16 protein-coding genes are annotated in these 17,790 nt (G+C 62.8%); 11 read left to right on the top strand and 5 right to left on the bottom strand.

Features of this window, described 5'->3' with window-relative positions; translation table 11 throughout:
- Positions 1–236 precede the first annotated feature (236 nt).
- From DNK10_RS18145 to DNK10_RS18100, 10 genes are all read left to right on the top strand, one after another.
- Positions 237–1,697 (top strand): NAD-dependent succinate-semialdehyde dehydrogenase, encoded by a 1,461-nt coding sequence (locus tag DNK10_RS18145; protein ID WP_131192518.1) that lies wholly within the window; start codon positions 237–239, stop codon positions 1,695–1,697.
- Positions 1,698–1,834: 137 nt separating this feature from the next.
- Positions 1,835–2,923, top strand: coding sequence for an ABC transporter ATP-binding protein (locus DNK10_RS18140; protein WP_131180179.1), 1,089 nt, complete (start codon positions 1,835–1,837; stop codon positions 2,921–2,923).
- Positions 2,924–3,155: 232 nt separating this feature from the next.
- On the top strand, positions 3,156–4,445 hold the full coding sequence (gene gabT, locus DNK10_RS18135) for a 4-aminobutyrate--2-oxoglutarate transaminase (protein ID WP_131180178.1): 1,290 nt from the start codon (positions 3,156–3,158) through the stop codon (positions 4,443–4,445).
- 96 nt (positions 4,446–4,541) lie between these two features.
- The gene (locus DNK10_RS18130; RefSeq protein ID WP_131192517.1) at positions 4,542–5,228 is read left to right on the top strand and encodes an HAD family hydrolase; all 687 of its coding nucleotides are present in this window, start codon (positions 4,542–4,544) and stop codon (positions 5,226–5,228) included.
- Between the two features lie 35 nt (positions 5,229–5,263).
- Positions 5,264–5,755, top strand: coding sequence for an Lrp/AsnC family transcriptional regulator (locus tag DNK10_RS18125; RefSeq protein ID WP_131192516.1), 492 nt, complete (start codon positions 5,264–5,266; stop codon positions 5,753–5,755).
- 589 nt (positions 5,756–6,344) lie between these two features.
- Positions 6,345–6,986 carry a helix-turn-helix domain-containing protein gene (locus tag DNK10_RS18120; RefSeq protein ID WP_131192515.1) on the top strand — a complete coding sequence of 214 codons (642 nt, stop codon included), beginning with the start codon at positions 6,345–6,347 and terminating at the stop codon, positions 6,984–6,986.
- 33 nt (positions 6,987–7,019) lie between these two features.
- Entirely contained in the window at positions 7,020–7,766 is a 747-nt protein-coding gene (locus DNK10_RS18115) for an ABC transporter substrate-binding protein (protein ID WP_131192514.1), read from the top strand.
- A gap of 90 nt (positions 7,767–7,856) precedes the next feature.
- Positions 7,857–8,507 (top strand): amino acid ABC transporter permease, encoded by a 651-nt coding sequence (locus DNK10_RS18110; protein WP_131192513.1) that lies wholly within the window; start codon positions 7,857–7,859, stop codon positions 8,505–8,507.
- Complete coding sequence (locus DNK10_RS18105; RefSeq protein WP_131192512.1) at positions 8,504–9,235, top strand: amino acid ABC transporter ATP-binding protein; 732 nt, start codon at positions 8,504–8,506, stop codon at positions 9,233–9,235. The genes DNK10_RS18110 and DNK10_RS18105 overlap by 4 nt, the downstream gene beginning before the upstream one ends.
- A gap of 10 nt (positions 9,236–9,245) precedes the next feature.
- A complete protein-coding gene (locus DNK10_RS18100) occupies positions 9,246–10,541 on the top strand; it encodes an NAD(P)/FAD-dependent oxidoreductase (RefSeq protein WP_131192511.1) in 1,296 nt (431 codons plus the stop codon).
- 23 nt (positions 10,542–10,564) lie between these two features.
- On the opposite strand, the gene DNK10_RS18095 is transcribed toward DNK10_RS18100, so the two are convergent.
- From DNK10_RS18095 to DNK10_RS18080, 4 genes are all read right to left on the bottom strand, one after another.
- Entirely contained in the window at positions 10,565–11,281 is a 717-nt protein-coding gene (locus DNK10_RS18095; RefSeq protein WP_131192510.1) for a cupin domain-containing protein, read from the bottom strand.
- 31 nt (positions 11,282–11,312) lie between these two features.
- The gene (locus DNK10_RS18090) at positions 11,313–12,596 is read right to left on the bottom strand and encodes an NAD(P)/FAD-dependent oxidoreductase (RefSeq protein WP_165496010.1); all 1,284 of its coding nucleotides are present in this window, start codon (positions 12,594–12,596) and stop codon (positions 11,313–11,315) included.
- 46 nt (positions 12,597–12,642) lie between these two features.
- On the bottom strand, positions 12,643–13,347 hold the full coding sequence (locus DNK10_RS18085) for an HAD family hydrolase (protein ID WP_131192509.1): 705 nt from the start codon (positions 13,345–13,347) through the stop codon (positions 12,643–12,645).
- A 140-nt stretch (positions 13,348–13,487) separates the two neighbouring features.
- Positions 13,488–14,423, bottom strand: coding sequence for a LysR family transcriptional regulator (locus DNK10_RS18080; RefSeq protein ID WP_131192508.1), 936 nt, complete (start codon positions 14,421–14,423; stop codon positions 13,488–13,490).
- A 148-nt stretch (positions 14,424–14,571) separates the two neighbouring features.
- On the opposite strand from DNK10_RS18080, the gene DNK10_RS18075 reads away from it, so the two are divergent.
- Positions 14,572–15,999 (top strand): aldehyde dehydrogenase family protein, encoded by a 1,428-nt coding sequence (locus DNK10_RS18075; RefSeq protein WP_131192507.1) that lies wholly within the window; start codon positions 14,572–14,574, stop codon positions 15,997–15,999.
- 46 nt (positions 16,000–16,045) lie between these two features.
- Here the strand turns inward: DNK10_RS18075 and DNK10_RS18070 are convergent, their stop codons facing one another.
- Positions 16,046–17,776 carry a GMC family oxidoreductase gene (locus DNK10_RS18070; RefSeq protein ID WP_131192506.1) on the bottom strand — a complete coding sequence of 577 codons (1,731 nt, stop codon included), beginning with the start codon at positions 17,774–17,776 and terminating at the stop codon, positions 16,046–16,048.
- Positions 17,777–17,790 lie beyond the last annotated feature (14 nt).

Raw genomic sequence — 17,790 nt, 5'->3', positions numbered from 1 at the left:
TGCAGGCGGCCCGAGACCTTTGATTGACAGAAAAGCTGAACGAGAACGCGGGCACGGCCTGCCCGCTCTTTCATTCAGCCTCCAGCACTCTACCCGGCCCTTCGAGTGCCAGCACAGCCTGCCGTCAATCGTCGCAATTCAGCATCTACCAGCCGTGTACCGCTCTATCTCGGCATCGGCCGCTGGGCGGTGATTTTTACAATGAGCCCATCCTTCATAGCCTCAAGGTTCTGATCATGTTGAAAAGCCAATTGCGTGACCCTTCCCTGCTCGTCGAACGTGCCTATGCCAACGGTGCCTGGATCGAAGCCGATGACGGCGGCACCATCGACGTGATCAATCCGGCCAACGGCAGCGTCATCGCCCGCGTACCAGCACTGCAGGCAACGGAAACCCGCCGCGCCATCGAAGCAGCCGAAGCGCGCTTCTCCACTTGGCGTGAAGTGCCGGCTGCCGAACGGGCACGCTACCTGGAAAGCTGGTTTCAACTGATCACGGACAACCAGGAAGACCTGGCGCTGATCATGACCACCGAACAGGGCAAGCCATTGGCCGAGGCGCGCGGCGAGATCGCCTACGGTGCCAGCTTCGTCAAATGGTTTGCGGAAGAAGCGCGGCGTATCTATGGCGACACCATCCCTTCGCCAACAGCAGACCGGCGCATTCTGGTACTCAAGCAGCCGATCGGTGTGGTAGCCGCCATCACACCCTGGAACTTCCCCAATGCGATGATCACCCGCAAGTGCGCCCCGGCATTAGCAGCCGGCTGCCCGGTGCTGGTCAAGCCTTCGGAGATGACACCGCTGTCGGCCCTAGCCCTGGCCGTACTGGCCGAACGCGCAGGCATTCCTGCCGGCGTCTTCAACGTGCTGACCGGCCTGCCAGCGGGCGTGGGCGCGGAGATGACCGCCAACCCGGCAGTACGCAAACTGTCGTTCACCGGCTCCACACGCGTTGGCCAGTTGCTGATGAGCCAGTGCGCCGCCACCATCAAACGCCTGAGCCTGGAGCTGGGCGGCAATGCCCCCTTCATCGTATTCGACGATGCCGACCTCGACCTGGCGATTGCTGGCGTCATGCAGAGCAAATTCCGCAACGCCGGGCAGACCTGCGTGTGTGCCAATCGCATCCTGGTGCAGGATGGTATCTACGAGCGTTTCTCCGAACGCCTGAGTGCGACGGTGGCTCAGCTCAAGGTTGGTGACGGCTTGCAGAGCGGCGTCACCATCGGCCCGCTGATCAATGCCGCGGCAGTGGACAAGGTGGCACGGCATATCGGCGACGCGCTGGAAAAAGGTGCCAGCATCACCATCGGTGGCGCGCCAGAGGGCGAAGGCCTGTATGTACAACCCACTGTGCTGCGCGATGCCAATGCCGACATGCTGCTGGCCAACGAAGAAACCTTCGGTCCGGTCGCCCCGCTGTTCCGCTTCAAGGATGAAGCCGAAGCCCTGGCGCTGGCCAATGCCACACCTTACGGCCTGGGCGCCTATTATTTCACCCAGGACATGCGCCGCGCCTGGCGCGTGGGCGAACGCCTGGAGTTCGGCATGGTCGGCCTGAACACCGGGGTGATCTCCATGGAGGTAGCACCATTTGGTGGCATGAAGCAGTCCGGCACTGGCCGTGAAGGTTCCAAGTACGGTCTGGACGAGTTCCTCGAAGTTAAAGCCTGGCACATCGGCGGCCTCGACTAGGCGTTCCGCTTGCAGACGCCGCCGGGCAGCAGATCCTGTTTTTCCGGCGGCTCAAAACGGCACGAACCGGGCCCGTGCCTGTGTTCAGATGACATGCAGATAGCTCGGGCAACCCCGTTCTGCGCAGAGGGCACTCCATGAATTTCACTGAAGGTTTCGAATCGGTCAGCGTTAACCAGGTATGCAAGCAATACGGCAATCTCAAGGCCCTGCACAATGTCGACCTGAAGGTCGAAGCCGGCGAGTTCATGTCGCTGCTGGGCCCGTCCGGCTCCGGCAAGACCACACTGCTGAGCATTCTCGGCGGCTTCATCCGGGTCAGCTCCGGGAGCATTTTCTTCGGCGATCGCGATGTCACCCTGATGCCGCCGCACAAGCGAGAAATCGGCGTGGTGTTCCAGAACTATGCGCTGTTTCCGCACATGACCGTTGGCGAGAACGTGGCGTTCCCGCTGCGCGCCCGGGGCGAAAGTGCCAGCAAGAGCCGCGAGCGGGTCAAGAACGCGCTGGCCACTGTAGAACTGAGCGGCTATGAAGACCGCAACATCGCAGCCCTGTCCGGCGGGCAGCGCCAGCGAGTGGCCCTGGCCCGCGCCATCGTTTTCGAGCCCAAGCTGATTCTCATGGACGAACCACTGTCGGCACTCGACAAACAGTTGCGCGAGATCATGCAGATCGAACTGCGTGCTCTGCACAAGCGCCTGGGTGCCACCATGATCTACGTGACCCACGATCAGCGTGAAGCGCTGACCATGAGCGACCGCATCGCCATCATGCGTGGCGGAGAGCTGGTGCAGGTCGATACGCCGCGTCGTCTGCATGACCATCCTGCCAATGACTTCGTCGCCAGTTTCATCGGCGAAAGCACGCTGGTTCCGCTGCAGCGCGATGCCAGCAATGGCCTGATCCTTGGCAGCACGCCGCTGCGCACCAGCCGACCGGTTCCGGCATCCGGCGACGTGTTTCTGGCCCTGCAATCGGAAAAGCTGCTACTGGACAACGACAGCGCCGGTGCGGAGTGGAATCGCCTACGGGGCCGGGTTTCCGACATCGTGTTCCAGGGCGAAAGCCTCAAGGTATTCGTCGACCTGGAAGACGGCCCGACCGTCAGCCTGCGTCAGGCGAGCCATCATGAAGGCAACCTCAGCCTGCCACCGATTGGCTCGCCCATGCGGATGCGCCTGCACCCGGAAGACACCATCGTCGTACCGCGCGCCGGTACATGACTCAGGCTCCACAGCCGACTTGTCGACGGTAGCGAGCGGACGATCCGCAACCGTCGACAAGCTCACCCTCCAGCCCTCCGGCAAACCCCAGCCCCTGCAGCGAAATATTTCGCAACGGCGCTGCAAAACAACCGATCCCCCCACTCCCCAGCCGAACTTCAGCGCTTGTGGTTCCGGGCAATCCTTATCCTGATCACGTCACCCGACACCCCTGACGTTCATGGAGATCGAGATGAATTCTGCACTGACTGAAAACCAACGCCTGCTGGCCCTGCGCGAACAACATGTGCCACGCGGCATCGCCACCGCTCACCCGGTCGTCGCGGCGCGCGCCCTGGGCGCCGAACTGTGGGATGTCGACGGCAAGCGATACCTGGATTTCGTAGGCGGTATCGGCGTACTGAACACCGGCCATAGCCATCCGAAAATCATCGAAGCGGTACGTCGCCAGGCTGGTGAGATTTCCCACGCCAGCTTTCAGGTCGTGGCGTACGAAAACTACATCGAACTTGCAGCTCGTCTGAACAAGCTGGTCGGCGGCGCCGAACACTACAAAAGCGTGCTGTTCACCTCCGGCGCCGAGGCCGTGGAAAACGCCGTCAAGATCGCCCGTGGCTACACCAACCGCAGCGCGGTGATTTCCTTCCGCGGCGGCTTCCATGGCCGAACCCTGCTGGGCGTGACCCTGACCGGCATGAGCCAGCCATACAAGCAGAACTTCGGCCCCTTCCCCGCCGAGATTTACCACGCCACCTATCCGAACGCCTATCGCGGTATCAGCAGTGAGGATGCCCTGGCCGAACTCGACGAACTATTCGCCACCGACGTAGCCCCGGATCGCGTCGCGGCCATCATCATCGAGCCGGTGCAGGGCGACGGCGGCTTCCTGGCAGCGCCCAAGGAGTTTCTGCAAGCCCTGCGCGCCCGCTGCACCGAGTACGGCATCGTGCTGATCCTCGACGAAATCCAGGCTGGCTTCGGCCGTACCGGCAACATGTTCGGCTTTCAGCACGCCGGTATCCAGCCGGATCTGGTCACCGTGGCCAAGAGCCTGGCCGGCGGCATGCCACTGTCCGGCGTGGTCGGTCGTGCCGAAATCATGGACGCCCCGACACCGGGCGGCCTCGGGGGTACTTACGGCGGTAATGCAGTGGCTTGTGCGGCGGCTCTGGCGGTACTCGACCTGTTCGAAGAGCAGGATCTGCTGCAACAGGGCGAGACACTGGCGGCGCAACTCAGGGAAGGCTTACTGGCCTTGCAGAAGCGCTACCCACGCATTGGTGAAGTGCGTGGCCTGGGCTTCATGCAGGCCATTGAAATGGTTGCCGACGATGCTCGACAAAGCCCCGATGCGGTGCTCGCCCAGAAAGTCATCGACGAAGCGCGCAATGCCGGCCTGCTGGTCATCAAATGCGGCGTGCACCGCAACGTGGTGCGCTTCCTGGCACCACTGGTGACCACTCGAGAGCAACTGGCTGAAGCCCTGCAGATGCTCGACAAAGCGTTGGCAGCAGCCTGCTGAGTACAACAGGGGGGAACACTTGGCCCGACTTGCCTGGCAGCGTAGGGTCAGCCCCGATCAAGATGGAAGTGGCATGGCATTACTCAGGAGCACGTCATGAGAGTCACCCAATACAAAGCGCTGGGGCTGTCCTTCGGCACCCTGGTTGACCGCGAACGGGGCATTCTCGAGGGTCTCCGACCGCTGGCGGTGCAAGCGGCTATCGCCACCAGCGATGCCCAGTTGCTGAGTGGTTACCGGGACGTCGCCCAGGCACTGGCCAGCAGCACGACAGCGCTCAGCGCGACGGCTTTTCACGGACAGCTTTACCAGCGTCTGGCGCAACATTTGCAGATTATTCCCGGCTGGGATGAAAGTGTGGCATTCAGTAGCTCTTCCTCCCAATGGCCCATATTCGAAGACGCTCCAGGTGCCCTTCAGTACCTGAGCAAATTTTACCGTTTGCTACTGATCGCCCCGCCCTACGGCATCGATCCACAGGCGCAGGCCAAACGCTTGCCCATCGAGTTCGACGCGATCATCGAGCCCGACCATGACGACTGGCACGCAGGCCTGGAACACCAATTGCGTCGCTTGGGCCTGGAGCGCTCAGAGCTGTTACCGGTGCGCAGTACGGAAAGCGACGACCCGTGGATCGACCGGGTGGACTTTCCGGTCTGCACACTGCGCCGCGGCCATAACCAGCCATGGAACCATTCGCCTCAGGCCATGGATGGCAAGCGCTGTGAATATGCCAGCCTCGCCGACCTGGCTCATGCCCATCAGAAGGCACTGCTCACCTGACAACGGATCCGTTTCGACATTGCGAGGATTGAACCATGGACGCTGCAACCAAGCTCGACCGTATCGATATCAACATCCTGGTCCAACTGCAGAAAGACGGTCGCATGACCAACGTCAGCCTTGCCGAGGCGGTGGGATTGTCACCCAGCCCTTGCCTGCAGCGCGTCAAACGCCTGGAGGCGGCGGGCTACATCAGCGGTTATGAAGCGCATGTCAACCTGGCCAAGTTCGCCAATTCGGTCACCGTATTCACCGAGATGACTCTCTCGGATCACAAGCGCGCCGACTTCGTGAAATTCGAGTCGAGCATTCGTGGTATCGACGAGGTGCTCGAATGCCATCTGATCAGTGGTGGCTACGACTATCTGGTGCGCTTCCTGTGCAGCAGCATCCAACACTACCAGGAACTGATGGAGTCGATCCTCGACAGGAACATCGGCATCGAAAAGTACTTCAGCTACATCGTCATCAAGTCGCCGGTGGTCAAGAGCAGCGTGCCACTGCGCAGCCTGGTTCGCGCTGTCTGATGCTCTGCACGCGCGGTGCGCGACCTGAACGCCACATCGCGGGCGAACGGGCTGAGTGGTTGCTCAAAGGCGCAAGCGACCCGTCATAGGGTGGACGACGCTTGCCTACGCGGCCCGATCCGTCCACCGCTCCGCGATCGCAATGGTGGATGAAAAAAGCGTCATCCACCCTACGCCCCTCCTGACGCCCTGCACGCGCACTACGCGCCCCGAACGCCACATCACAGATCCAACCGAGCGAACGGGCTGAGTGGTCGTTCAAAGGTCGTAGGATGGGTGCAACCCATCGGCAATTGATGGGTTTCACCCATCCTACGGGCTGGAAAGCTGGACGAAAGAGCCCATGGGGTTTGCTTGTCGTTCAGCCTCCAGCCTCTAGTGCTTTTATCGGCCGTCCGCTCCCGCCTTATGGCGGCCATCCACCATTACGCTTGCCCCATATCGAGCACACGCGCTCCAGCATCGTGCGCGCAACTGGCGTGCTCCAGCGACCGACCGCCAGGACGGCCCATTTTCCAGCGCTCCGAGTACATGGCGCGAGACTTGCTTTGTGAAAATTACACAGTTTTGAAAAATTCACAGAGTACGCATGAAACACGAAGCAGATGACGCCGGCTGCGATCACCAGCCACAGGCCCCGGTACCGCAGCGTATCAATACCTTCATCGATATCTGGCTCGGCGAGCAGCTTCGCCATCGTCGCAGGCAATCGGGCAAGTCCCTGAAAGCGGTCGCCGACGCCACCGGCATCTCCGTCAGCCTGTTGAGCCAGGCCGAACGCGGCTTGCGCTCGTTGTCCCTGCGTACGCTCAGCGCACTGTCAGAGGAGCTGGATCTGCCGTTGGAGCAGCTCATCCGCAACACCCAGCACCACGACAGCGAAGCCGGCAGCACGGTCGTTCGGGCCGGCCAGCACCCGCTGATCGATGTGCAGAAAAAGCGCATCCACAAGGAAAACCTCACGCCTCCGGGGTCGCCGGGGGCCGTTGAACTGTACCGAGTGGTGATCGAGCCGCAAGGCTCGACCGGCGATGGCCTGTTCACCACCCAGCAGAGCGAGCAGGTCGGCTACATCGTCGAGGGCCAGCTGGAACTGGTGATCGAGGATCGCCTGCTGTGCCTGCAGACGGGCGACAGCTTCTGCTACGACGGCGCCACCCCGCGCCGCTGGCGCAATCCCGGCCAGAGCGTCACAACGGTCATCTGGGCCATTGCCCGCAAGACTTCCTGAACCGCTACCGTCCTTCACATGAGGTAACGCCGCATGAAAAATCGTTTGATGATCGCCACCCTGTTCTCGACGCTGACACTGGCGAGTGGCTTCAGCCAGGCTGAAACGCTGAAGGTCGCCTCGACGCCAACCGGCAGCCCGTTCACCTTCCTCGACACCAAGAGCAACAGCATCCAAGGCGTGATGGTCGACATCGTCAGCGCCGTCGGCGAGCAAGCGGGATTCGACGTGCAGATCGAACCCATGCAGTTCTCCGCACTGATCGGCTCGCTGACCTCCAAACGCGTCGACCTGATCTCGGCCGCCATGTTCATCACCGACGAACGCAAGCAAGTGGTCGACTTCTCCATCCCGGTCTACAGCTATGGCGAAGGCGTGGTGGTGCCGAGCAAGGACACCACCGAGTACACCGAGCTGGCCCAGTTGAAGGGCAAGCGCGTCGGCGTCCAGGTCGGCACGGCATTCGTCACGCCGCTGCAGAGCAGCGGCCTGTTCAGCGATGTGAAGCTGTACGACACCACCGCCGACATGATGCGCGATGCCAATGCCGGGCGCATCGACGTGGCCGTGCTGGACTACCCGATCGCGGCCTATGCCATTGCCCAGGACAACTTCCCCAATCTGCGCCTGGTCACCAGCTACGAACCGACCATGGTCAACAGCATCGGCATCGCCGCGCGCAAGGACGACCCGCAACTGATGGCCAGGATCAACACCGCCCTGGAAAAGCTGCAGGCCGATGGCAGCATCGACGCCATCATCGGCAAATGGGGCTTGTGAGCCTGAACCGAGCGCCTCGCCCGATCGCCCATCGTCCGTGTACTCCACGGCGGCGGCCAGCCGCCGCCGTGCCGACCCGAGAGTCTGTTCATGTCCGAATTTCTGCAACGCTCTGCCGAATACCTGCCGATTCTCCTGCAAGGTGCCTGGCTGACCATTCAGGTGACCATAGGCTCGTTGCTGCTATCCACGTTGCTCGGCCTGGTCTGGGCGACCATGCGGGTCTCGGGAATCGCCGTTCTCGCCTGGCTCAGCAGCTCGATAATCAACCTGCTGCGCGGCATCCCGATCATCGTGCTGCTGTTCTACATCTACTTCGTGATGCCGGATTTCGGCCTGTCGCTGAGCGCCCTGCAGGCCGGCATCATCGGCCTTGGCATCGCCTATTCGGCCTACCAGGCGGAAAACTTTCGCGCCGGCATCGAGGCCATCGACCGGGGCCAGCTGGAAGCCGCCGAGTCGATGGGCATGAGCTGGTGGCTGATGATGCGTCGAGTGGTGCTGCCGCAGGCCTTTCGCATCGTGCTACCGCCCTATGGCAACACCATGATCATGATGCTCAAGGACTCTTCGCAGGCGTCCACCATCACCGTTGCCGAACTCGCCCTGCAGGGCAAGCTGATCGCCACATCCACCTTCCAGAACGCCACGGTGTTCACCCTGGTCGCGCTGCTCTACCTGATCATGTGCGTACCCTTGATCCTGCTGGTGCGCCACTTTGAAAAACGGGGGCAGAAATGATCGAGATCAGCGGGCTGAAAAAGTCCTACGGCAACCTGGACGTCATCAAGGGGGTGGACGCCACCGTCGCCAAGGGCGAGGTGGTGTGCATCATCGGCCCGTCCGGCTCGGGCAAGTCCACCATTCTGCGCTGCATCAACGGCCTGGAAAGCTACCAGGACGGCAGCATCACCATCGACGGCCAGCGGGTCGAGCGTGGCTCGCGCAGCATCAAGGCGATCCGCAGCGAAGTGGCCATGGTCTTCCAGCGCTTCAACCTGTTTCCCCATCGCAGCGTGCTGGAAAACGTCATCGAAGGCCCGGTCTACGTGAAAGGCGAGAACCGCGGGCAGGCCATCGCCCATGCCCGCGAACTGCTGGCCAGTGTCGGCCTCGCGGAAAAGGCCGATGCCCATCCGACCCAGCTTTCCGGTGGCCAGCAACAGCGCGTGGCCATTGCCCGGGCGCTGGCCATGCGACCGAAGGCGATCCTGTTCGACGAACCGACGTCGGCGCTCGACCCGGAACTGGTCGGCGACGTGCTCAAGGTCATGCGCCAGCTCGCCGAGTCAGGCATGACCATGGTCGTGGTGACCCACGAGATGCAGTTCGCCCGTGAAGTGGCCGATCGCATCCTGTTCATCGACGGTGGACGCATCGTCGAACAAGGCAGCGCCAACGAGGTGCTGAACAACCCTCAGAGCCCGCGTACGCAGGACTTTCTGCGTCGCGTCCTGAATCCGCTGTGAGGCACTGGCCATGACCCGAGAATATTACCCACTGCAGCATTCGCTCTGGGCCGCGACTGCGGTTGCCGCACCACGAACCCGGCCACTGAGCGAGTCACTGAAGGCCGATGTGATCGTCATCGGCGCGGGCTACTGCGGCCTGAGCACAGCGTTGCACCTGGCCGAGCAAGGGGTCGACGTGGTGCTGCTGGAAGCGCAGGAGGCAGGTTTCGGTGGCTCCGGACGCAATGGCGGCCAGGTCATTCCGGGCCTGAAGTACGACCCCGGCGAACTGCTGAGCCGCTTCGGCGAAAAAGCAGGGCAGAAGTTGCTCGATTTCGCCGGCAGCACGGCGGATGCGGTGTTCTCGCTGATCGACAGGCACACGCTGGACGTGCCGCGCGTGCGCCAGGGCTGGATCCAGGGCGCGCACAATGCGCAGGCCATGCGGCTGGCGCAGCGCCGTGCCGATGACTGGGCAGCCCAGGGCGTGGCGACCGAACTGCTCGACCGAAGCCAGGCCGAACGCCTGCTGGGCACCAGCAAGTACCTGGGCGGCTGGGTCGATCCACGGGGCGGCGGCATCCAGCCGCTGAGCTATGCACGCGAGCTGGCGCGGGTGGCCATCGACGCCGGCGTGCGCCTGTTCACCCAGTCGCGCGTCAGCAGCCTGAAACGCCATGGCGCGCAGTGGACGGCATCGGTGGCAGGGGGTGGCGAGGTCAGCGCCGAGCGGGTGCTGCTCTGCACCAACGGCTATACCGATGACCTCTGGCCAGCGCTGCGCAAGACCATCATCGATGCCAATTCCTTTCAGGTCGCCACGCAACCGCTGCCGCAGGCCCTGCGGCAAAGCATACTGCCGCAGGGCCATGTGAGTTCCGATGCACGCAACCTGCTGCTCTACTATCGGCTCGACCATACCGGGCGCCTGCTGATGGGTGGCCGTGGCACCTTCCAGGAACCCGACCCTGCCCGCCAGGATCACTGGTCGCATCTCGAGGCGGCGGTGGCCAAGCTGTTCCCGCAGGTCGCCGGTATCCCGTTCGACTACCGCTGGTGCGGCCACGTCGCCGTCACGCGTGACTACCTGCCGCACCTGCATGAGCCAGCCCCTGGCCTGCTGATCGATATCGGATGCCAGGGGCGCGGCGTCGGCCTGCAGACCCGCATGGGACAGGCGTTGGCCAGCTATCTGGTCAGTGGCGATGCCCGGGTGCTGCCGGTGCAGCCATCGAGCATCAAGGCCTTTCCGCTCTATGGCATGCGCCGTCTGTATATCGCGGCCGTGATCGCCTGGTACCGCATAACCGATGGCGGCGTATGAAGGACAGGCGCCAGCCGCCTTTTTCAGCTCAGGATGCAGAACAGCTTCTTCACCGCGACATCGTTGCGCCAGGCATTGGTGGCACCCACAGGAATGAGGATGGCTTCACCGGCATGCACGCGGTAGCGCTCCCCGGTGGGCGTGTCGAAGCGAACACGGCCCTGGTAGAAGTACATCAGCTCGCTGTATCCCGGCTCGACCTGCTGACGCGCATAAGGGCTGCAACGCCAGATACCGATACGCAGGCAGCCGCCACTTTCGAACTGGGTATGGCTGTGCGCCACAGGCTCCGGCGTCAGCAGCACCGAGGCGGAGGGCGGGTTGCAAGGCTGCAGATCGGCATGCGGATCGATCTTCACCGCCCGGGCCGGCATGTCGCCGCTGCTGGCGGCGCCGGTAAAGACGACGAAGATTCGCCGCAACTCACCCTGGTGAGTCCAGCGCAGATTCGCGCCGCGCGGTATCACCAGCGCTTCACCGGCCGATACCGACAACCCATAGCCGTCACCCTCGATATGCAGGGTGCCGGCCTCGACGATGCTCAGTTCGACCCAGGGGTAATCCTCGATCCTCCGCTCGGCATCGCGGTCGCTCGCCACGCCAGCGACATAGCCCTGCCGCGGCTCGTGGAAATGCACCCGGCGCCCTGCGGCGAACGGATCGTCGTGCAGGGGAACAGGTGACTCGGTGAGCAGACGACGCTCGGATTCGGGCTGGGTGAAATGCACGATCGGGCTCATGGAATCACTTCATTCGGCAAAGGGAGTCGGCCTAGCGGCCGAGCACATCGAGAAACTGCTGCCAGCCAGCGGCCAGGCGCACACCGGGGGCGCGAAAGGCATGCAGCGGGATCGGGTTGAACCCCTGACCGACAAGCAGGCCGAGCTCGACCTTTTCACCGGCCGTCATCGCCGCCAGTTGCTTGCCCATCCAGGTCGACATCGCCACGCCGCCGCCGTTGTAGCCGATGGCGTAGAAGCTGCGCTCGTCGAGCTGGCCGGCATGGGGCAGATAGTCGAGCGTCATGGCAACCAGGCCGGACCAGCGATAATCGACCCGGTAATCGCGCAACACCGGGAAGACCACGCCCATGCTGCGCTGCAGGTCATCGAAGGCGCTGCGTGAGTCGTGCTTGCCGAATGCGCCACGGCCACCGAAGATCAGCCGATCACCGACCACCTGGAACCAGCGCAGCATGCGTTTGGTATCGCCGCAGACCTGCCCTCCAGGCATGAGGCTCGCCAGCACGTTCGCCGGCAAGGGTTCAGAGGCGATGATCGCACTGCGAAATGGAATCAGCCGACGATGCAGGGCATCGGTTGCGCGGGTCTGGTCCGAATAGCCGTTGGTAGCGTAGATCACCTGGCGGGCGCTGACCCGCCCTTGCGGCGTCTGCACGATGACCCGGTCGCCCTCGCGCTGCACCTTTTCGGCAGGCGTGTTGATGAAGATCTTCACGCTGGAATCGACCAGGTGCTGGGCGATCCCGCGGGCGTAGTTCATGGGATGAATGCCGCCTGCTTTCGGGGTCAGCAGGCCGCCGGCAAAGATCGTCGAACCGGTCAGTTCGCGCACCTGCTCGGCGGAAATCATGACCGAGGACTCACCCCCGGTTTCGTGCTTGATCCAGTTGGCGGTCGACTCCAGGCCGCCCAGGGCATGAACGTTGTGCGCTGCCGCGATGTGCCCGCCCATCTTCAACCGGGCGTGGCTCAGGCCGAGGGCTTCGACCGTTTCCACCAGGCTGTCCACCGCCGCGTAACCGGTACGGTACAGGTGCAGGGCCGTGTCACGGCCGAAGCGCGCCATCAGGGTGGGAAAGCCGACGCGAAACTTCGGCGAAACCACGCCACCGTTGCGCCCGCTGGCGCCCCAGGCCAGGGTGTTGGCTTCGACGATCAGCGGCTCGCGGCCGCTCGAGGCGATGTGCCGTGCTGCCGAGAGGCCGGTATAGCCGGCACCGATGATCACCACGTCGCACTGCCGATCCCCCTGAAGCGATTGCAGCGCAGGTGCAGGTTGGGCGGTGGCCACCCATAAGCTTTGAACAGTCATGCCGGCCTCTTGGCGAAATAGCGGTCTTTGCTCGCGGCGCGACCGCTCAGCCCAACTCTTTCTCGACAGCGTCAGCCAGCTGCGCCAGCGAAGTGAAGTGGTAGTGCGGCTCGGTGCGCACGGACTCCAGCGTTCCTCCGCTGCCCTTCTGGGCATGGCGGCGCTCGATCCAGCAGGTCTGGTAACCCAGGCGCATGGCCACGCCGATGTCGTGGTACTGGCTCTGCGCGGTGTGCAGGATGTCTTCGAACAGGATGCCCTGGGTCGCGAGGGCGCCACGCACGAAGGCGAAGTACTGCGGATCGGGTTTCTCGTAGCGCGAGTCGTCGATGGTGAATTCGAAGTCGAACGGCTGGTCGAGGGTCTTGGCCATGCAGTCCAGGGCCCAGCGCTGGGCGTTGGTCATCGCCACCAGCTTGTAGTGCTTGCGCAGGCGCTTGAGCGCGTCAACGGAATCCGGGAATGCCGGCCAGTTCTTCACCGAAGCGGCGAGACCTTTCGCATAATCATCGTTATCCGGCAGCCCCAGCGCCTGCGCCATCAGGTGGTAGCAGCGCTCCAGGTCATCCGGGAACCAGCCCGAATCATCCTTGGCGCGGGCCTCGCGGTAGGCTTTGAGAATATCGTCGTCGCTGTGGGCCTTGCCCGCTTCGCCCGACACTTCGCGGATATGGGCAAGGATGCCGGCTTCAAAATCGATCAGGGTACCGACGACGTCGAACGTCAGGGCTTTGAACTGCTTGAAAGACATAGGGCGCTCCGCAAGAAAGATCGTGAGGTGAAACTGTCTGGTCGGTTCATTATCGACCCACCCTCTCACGAAATATTCTGTTTTGCTTCCCACCTGAGGCATAACCTACTGTTTTTCTACTCGCCAAGCAGCAGCTATGCTCAGAGGGTCGATTCGAGGGTCGCTGCCAAGCCCAGATGGGGATACAACGCATCGATCTTCAACAGGTCATCGCGCATTTCCTCGACGATCCAGTCACGTACTTCTTCCACCACTGGGCGCACCGGTCGATTGCTCGGCACCACCAGGCAACAGCGCCTCGACGCGACCCGAATGGTATCCGTCGCGGGTACCAGTTCCCCCTTGCACAGCGCGTTGGACACCACGTTCAACCAGCCAAGGGCAATCCCCTGCCCGAGCAGCGCAGCCTGTACCACCACCGCGTAGTCGGAGAACACCAGGGTACTGGCGCTCGCAAAAGCCGCTGCCCAACCACGATCCTGCGCGTCCATGCTGATCAGCGTCGGCTGCTGTTTTTTACCCCGTGCAGGCCGCATTTCCTTCAGGTAGTGAGGGTTACAGACCGGCAGGGTAATTTCCGGCAAAACCCTTGTATCAGAGGGCTTCAGGCTCCCTTGCTCGAGGTAGCGCATGCCCAGATCGACATCCACCAGAGGCCCGCCGATCTTCCCGTACATCAGCTGATAACGCATGTCGACCATGGGGAATCGCTGATTGAAACGGCTCATTCTCGGCATCAGCCAGTGCGTGGTGAATGCCGTGGAAACCGACAGGGTAACGGTTTCGATGCCAGTGGCACGGGCTTCGATTTCACTGATCGCCGACTCGATGGTGCCGAACCCTTCCTGCACCCGACGATACAGAATGCTGCCGCTTTCGGTCAGTCTGGCACCACCCCGAACCCGCTCGAACAGTTGCACGCCGAGATGTTCTTCCAGGCGCGACAGCATGCGGCTGACTGCCGGCTGGCTGACGCACAGTTCGTCCGCCGCGCGGGTGAAGCTGCCACAACGAGCAGCGGCTTCAAAGACGAACAGCGAACTGGAACTGGGAAGTTTTCGGCGTAGATTTGACATGACTTGAGATTATGCTTAATCCAACTATTAGTAAATTGTCCGAGGCAAACCGGCCTGCCTATTCTTGCCAGCGACTGCGCGCGAAGCCAACGGCCTCGATCACACCGCACCTGATACCGACACTCGACCCCGCGAGGCCGCTCTTTATATGGAAAACGCCCTGAAGTTTTATATCGATGGTCACTGGGTGGAGCCCTCTGGCCGCGAACGGCTGGCGGTGATCGACCCCGCCACCGAACAGCCTTTTGCCGAGATCGCCATGGGCAACGAGACCGACGTCGAAGCGGCGGTCATGGCAGCTCGCCGCGCCTTCCCAGGGTTCGCCAGCAGTTCGCCGGCACAACGCAAGCAACTGTTGCAACGGGTTCTGCTGGCCTTCATGGAGCGCTACGACGAGATCGCCAAGATCATCACCCGCGAGGTAGGTGCCCCTGAAGCGCTGTCCCATGCCTGGCAGGCTGGTATCGGCAAGCGCCATCTCGAGCAACTACTGCGTACCCTCGACAGCTTCGAGTTCCAGAAAGCTCGCGGCAACACGCTGATCAGCCAGGAGCCGGTGGGCGTAGTCGCTCTGATCACCCCATGGAACTGGCCGATCAACCAGGTAGTCTGCAAGGTCGCCCCGGCGCTAGCCGCGGGCTGCACCATGGTATTGAAACCCAGCGAAATCGCGCCGCTCAATGCCCTGCTGTTCGCCGAGGTAATGCACGATGCCGGCGTACCTGCCGGGGTCTTCAACCTGATCAATGGCGATGGCCCGACCGTGGGCGCTACCCTTTGTGCGCACCCGCAAGTCGACATGGTGTCGTTCACCGGCTCGACCCGTGCGGGCATTGAAATCGCCCGGCTGGCGGCGCCCACGGTAAAAAGGGTGCACCAGGAACTGGGCGGCAAGTCAGCGAACATCCTGCTTGACGATGTGGATCTGCAAAGTGCCGTCTCCGCGGGCGTGAACAGTTGCTTCAGCAACAGCGGCCAGTCATGCAACGCTCCGACCCGCATGCTGGTGCCCGCCGCCCTGCACGACCAGGCCGTGGAGATCGCCCGCCGCGCTGCCCTTGACCATCGCCTCGGCGTGCCCGACGAGGCGGGTACCACCCTGGGCCCGGTGATCAGCCAGCGGCAGTTCGACTCGATTCAACGGATGATCGCCACCGGCATCGACGAAGGCGCACAACTGGTATGCGGCGGCCTGGGTCGCCCCGCGCATCTGCCCGAGGGCTATTACGTGCAGCCGACGATCTTCGCCGATGTCACGCAGGACATGACCATCGCCCGTGAAGAAATCTTTGGCCCGGTGCTGGTGATTCAACCGTACGAGGATCAGGAGCAGGCAGTGAGCATGGCCAATGACAGCGTCTTTGGCCTGGCCGCCTACGTGCAATCGTCCGACCTGCAGCGAGCCCGCAGCGTTGCCCTGCAGATGCGCGCCGGCAGCGTCTACATCAACTATCCCGACTGGGATGCCGCCGCTCCGTTCGGCGGCTACAAGCAATCGGGCAATGGCCGCGAGTACGCCGAATGGGGGCTTGAAGCATTTCTGGAAACCAAGGGCATCGTTGGCTGGGGAAACTGAGCGTTCCGAGAGTCAGCTGGTCAGCGAGCTGACTCCCGCCCCCTGGCTAAGCGCCGAGCATTTCTGACTCAAGCTTCGTCACGGGCACCTCTGCCCTGATCAAGTCAGCGATGCGCTCGGCGATCATGATGGTCGGCACGTTGGTGTTGGCGCAGGGAATCGATGGCATCAGCGACGCATCGCAGACCCGCAAACCTTCGACATCGATCACCCGACCATCCCCCCCGGTCACCGCCAGCGGATCGTCTGCACGCCCCATGCGGCAGGTACCGGATGGATGCCAGGTACCACCGACATTGCGCTGCACGAAGTCGGTCAACGCCGCATCGTCGGCCAGCAGCTTGTCCAGGGTCACGCCCCGGGTGATCAGCCCGTGCACCAGTGCCTTGCGCAGCGGCCCGGCGATATCCAGCAACAGGCTCAGGGCGCCACGCTGCAAGGCGTTGAAAAGACCCGGCATCGCCACTCTGGCCACCCGTGGCGAATAGCTGGATGGAAACACCACGCTACGCTGCGCGGCCATCTGCTCGTCCGAGAGAATTGTCGCGCCGAACCGCAAAGCCTGCTTGAGGCGCTGCAGATCACGGGGGTCGGAAAGCATATCGAAGCGCACCTGCGGTTCAACCTGCGGATCCTTAGAGGCGAGACGCAGGCGACCGCGGGAATAGGACTTGTTGACCCAGAAAAACATCGTCCCCAACCGGTAACCGATGGAGTGCCACCCGGAGCGCGACAGAATCGCCCCATGCATATCGCCCATCACCGTACCGGCCAGCTCGGAGGAAAAACGCACTATCGCCTGCTCGTGGTGCTCCTCCGGAAACGGCGTGCGGCCCCGCCGGGTGAGCAAGGCCGAGACGGCAATCGACGGGTGCTCCATCAGGTTGCCACCGACTCCCGGCCTGTCGGCCACCATCGCAATGCCAAGCGACATGAGCTCGTCAGCCGGGCCGATACCGCTGCGCATCAACACGGCGGGGCTGTGCAGGGCGCCAGCACAGACGATCACCTCGCGCGCCATCAGCGATTCGCTTTCGCCGCCCCGAGGCACAATGCGCGCCCCGATGGCCTTTGCCGACTCGAACAACACTCGATCCACCAGGCAGTGCGTGCGAATGGTCAGATTGCTGCGCTTGCGCACCTCATCGGTCAGATAACATACCGAGGTTGGAATACGCTCGCCCTGCTCGCTGACGCCAATCGCCCCCACGAACACGCCCTCTTCCCAGCGGCCATTCTGGTCGGGCTTGTGCGCCAGCCCCTGGCGACCAAGGGTGTCGATCACCGCTCGGACAAAAGGCGACAGGCGTTCGTCGGGCGTGCGCCGGATACGCACCGGGCCGCCATGCCCATGCAGCCCGGCATGCTCGGCCCCGGTGAAGTCCTGATCGTTTTCCAGCTTGCGAAAGTACGGCAGACAGCTCTCCCAGCTCCAGCCCTCAGCGCCCAGTTGCTGCCATTCGTCATAGTCCGCCGGCGCTCCGCGGTTGGTCATCAGCGCATTGATCGCCGAGCCGCCACCAAGAATTCGCCCCTGCTCATAACGCCGCTCGGCCTCGGCCCGGTTCCCCATCCAGGCGCCGAGCCGCTGCCAGATATTGCTGACGTCCAGGTAGGCACGGCCCGGATAACGACTGCGAATCGCTGGCGGCATCGTGCTCAGGGAAATATCCCGCCCGGCCTCGATCAGACAGACCTGTTTATCCGGGTCTTCGGAAAGCCGCGCAGCGAGCACACAACCCGCCGAGCCGCCACCTAGGATCAGGTAATCGATCATGCAGGTACCCTGCG

Origin of the sequence: Phytopseudomonas daroniae, from assembly GCF_004327275.1 — a bacterium.
In the GTDB taxonomy this organism is placed as follows: Bacteria; Pseudomonadota; Gammaproteobacteria; order Pseudomonadales; family Pseudomonadaceae; genus Aquipseudomonas; species Aquipseudomonas daroniae.
The sequence above is the reverse complement of the archived record's forward strand: the minus strand, read 5'-3'. Positions and strand labels throughout refer to the sequence as shown.

Bases quoted from the DNA above. Each gene is read 5' to 3' on its own strand.
- DNK10_RS18120 (WP_131192515.1), top strand. From the start codon at position 6,345: ATGAAACACGAAGCAGATGACGCCGGCTGCGATCACCAGCCACAGGCC.
- DNK10_RS18110 (WP_131192513.1), top strand. From the start codon at position 7,857: ATGTCCGAATTTCTGCAACGCTCTGCCGAATACCTGCCGATTCTCCTG.
- gabT (WP_131180178.1), top strand. From the start codon at position 3,156: ATGAATTCTGCACTGACTGAAAACCAACGCCTGCTGGCCCTGCGCGAA.
- DNK10_RS18130 (WP_131192517.1), top strand. From the start codon at position 4,542: ATGAGAGTCACCCAATACAAAGCGCTGGGGCTGTCCTTCGGCACCCTG.
- DNK10_RS18125 (WP_131192516.1), top strand. From the start codon at position 5,264: ATGGACGCTGCAACCAAGCTCGACCGTATCGATATCAACATCCTGGTC.
- DNK10_RS18080 (WP_131192508.1), bottom strand. From the start codon at position 14,423: ATGTCAAATCTACGCCGAAAACTTCCCAGTTCCAGTTCGCTGTTCGTC.
- DNK10_RS18115 (WP_131192514.1), top strand. From the start codon at position 7,020: ATGAAAAATCGTTTGATGATCGCCACCCTGTTCTCGACGCTGACACTG.
- DNK10_RS18140 (WP_131180179.1), top strand. From the start codon at position 1,835: ATGAATTTCACTGAAGGTTTCGAATCGGTCAGCGTTAACCAGGTATGC.
- DNK10_RS18070 (WP_131192506.1), bottom strand. From the start codon at position 17,776: ATGATCGATTACCTGATCCTAGGTGGCGGCTCGGCGGGTTGTGTGCTC.
- DNK10_RS18145 (WP_131192518.1), top strand. From the start codon at position 237: ATGTTGAAAAGCCAATTGCGTGACCCTTCCCTGCTCGTCGAACGTGCC.
- DNK10_RS18085 (WP_131192509.1), bottom strand. From the start codon at position 13,347: ATGTCTTTCAAGCAGTTCAAAGCCCTGACGTTCGACGTCGTCGGTACC.
- DNK10_RS18075 (WP_131192507.1), top strand. From the start codon at position 14,572: ATGGAAAACGCCCTGAAGTTTTATATCGATGGTCACTGGGTGGAGCCC.
- DNK10_RS18095 (WP_131192510.1), bottom strand. From the start codon at position 11,281: ATGAGCCCGATCGTGCATTTCACCCAGCCCGAATCCGAGCGTCGTCTG.
- DNK10_RS18100 (WP_131192511.1), top strand. From the start codon at position 9,246: ATGACCCGAGAATATTACCCACTGCAGCATTCGCTCTGGGCCGCGACT.
- DNK10_RS18105 (WP_131192512.1), top strand. From the start codon at position 8,504: ATGATCGAGATCAGCGGGCTGAAAAAGTCCTACGGCAACCTGGACGTC.
- DNK10_RS18090 (WP_165496010.1), bottom strand. From the start codon at position 12,596: ATGACTGTTCAAAGCTTATGGGTGGCCACCGCCCAACCTGCACCTGCG.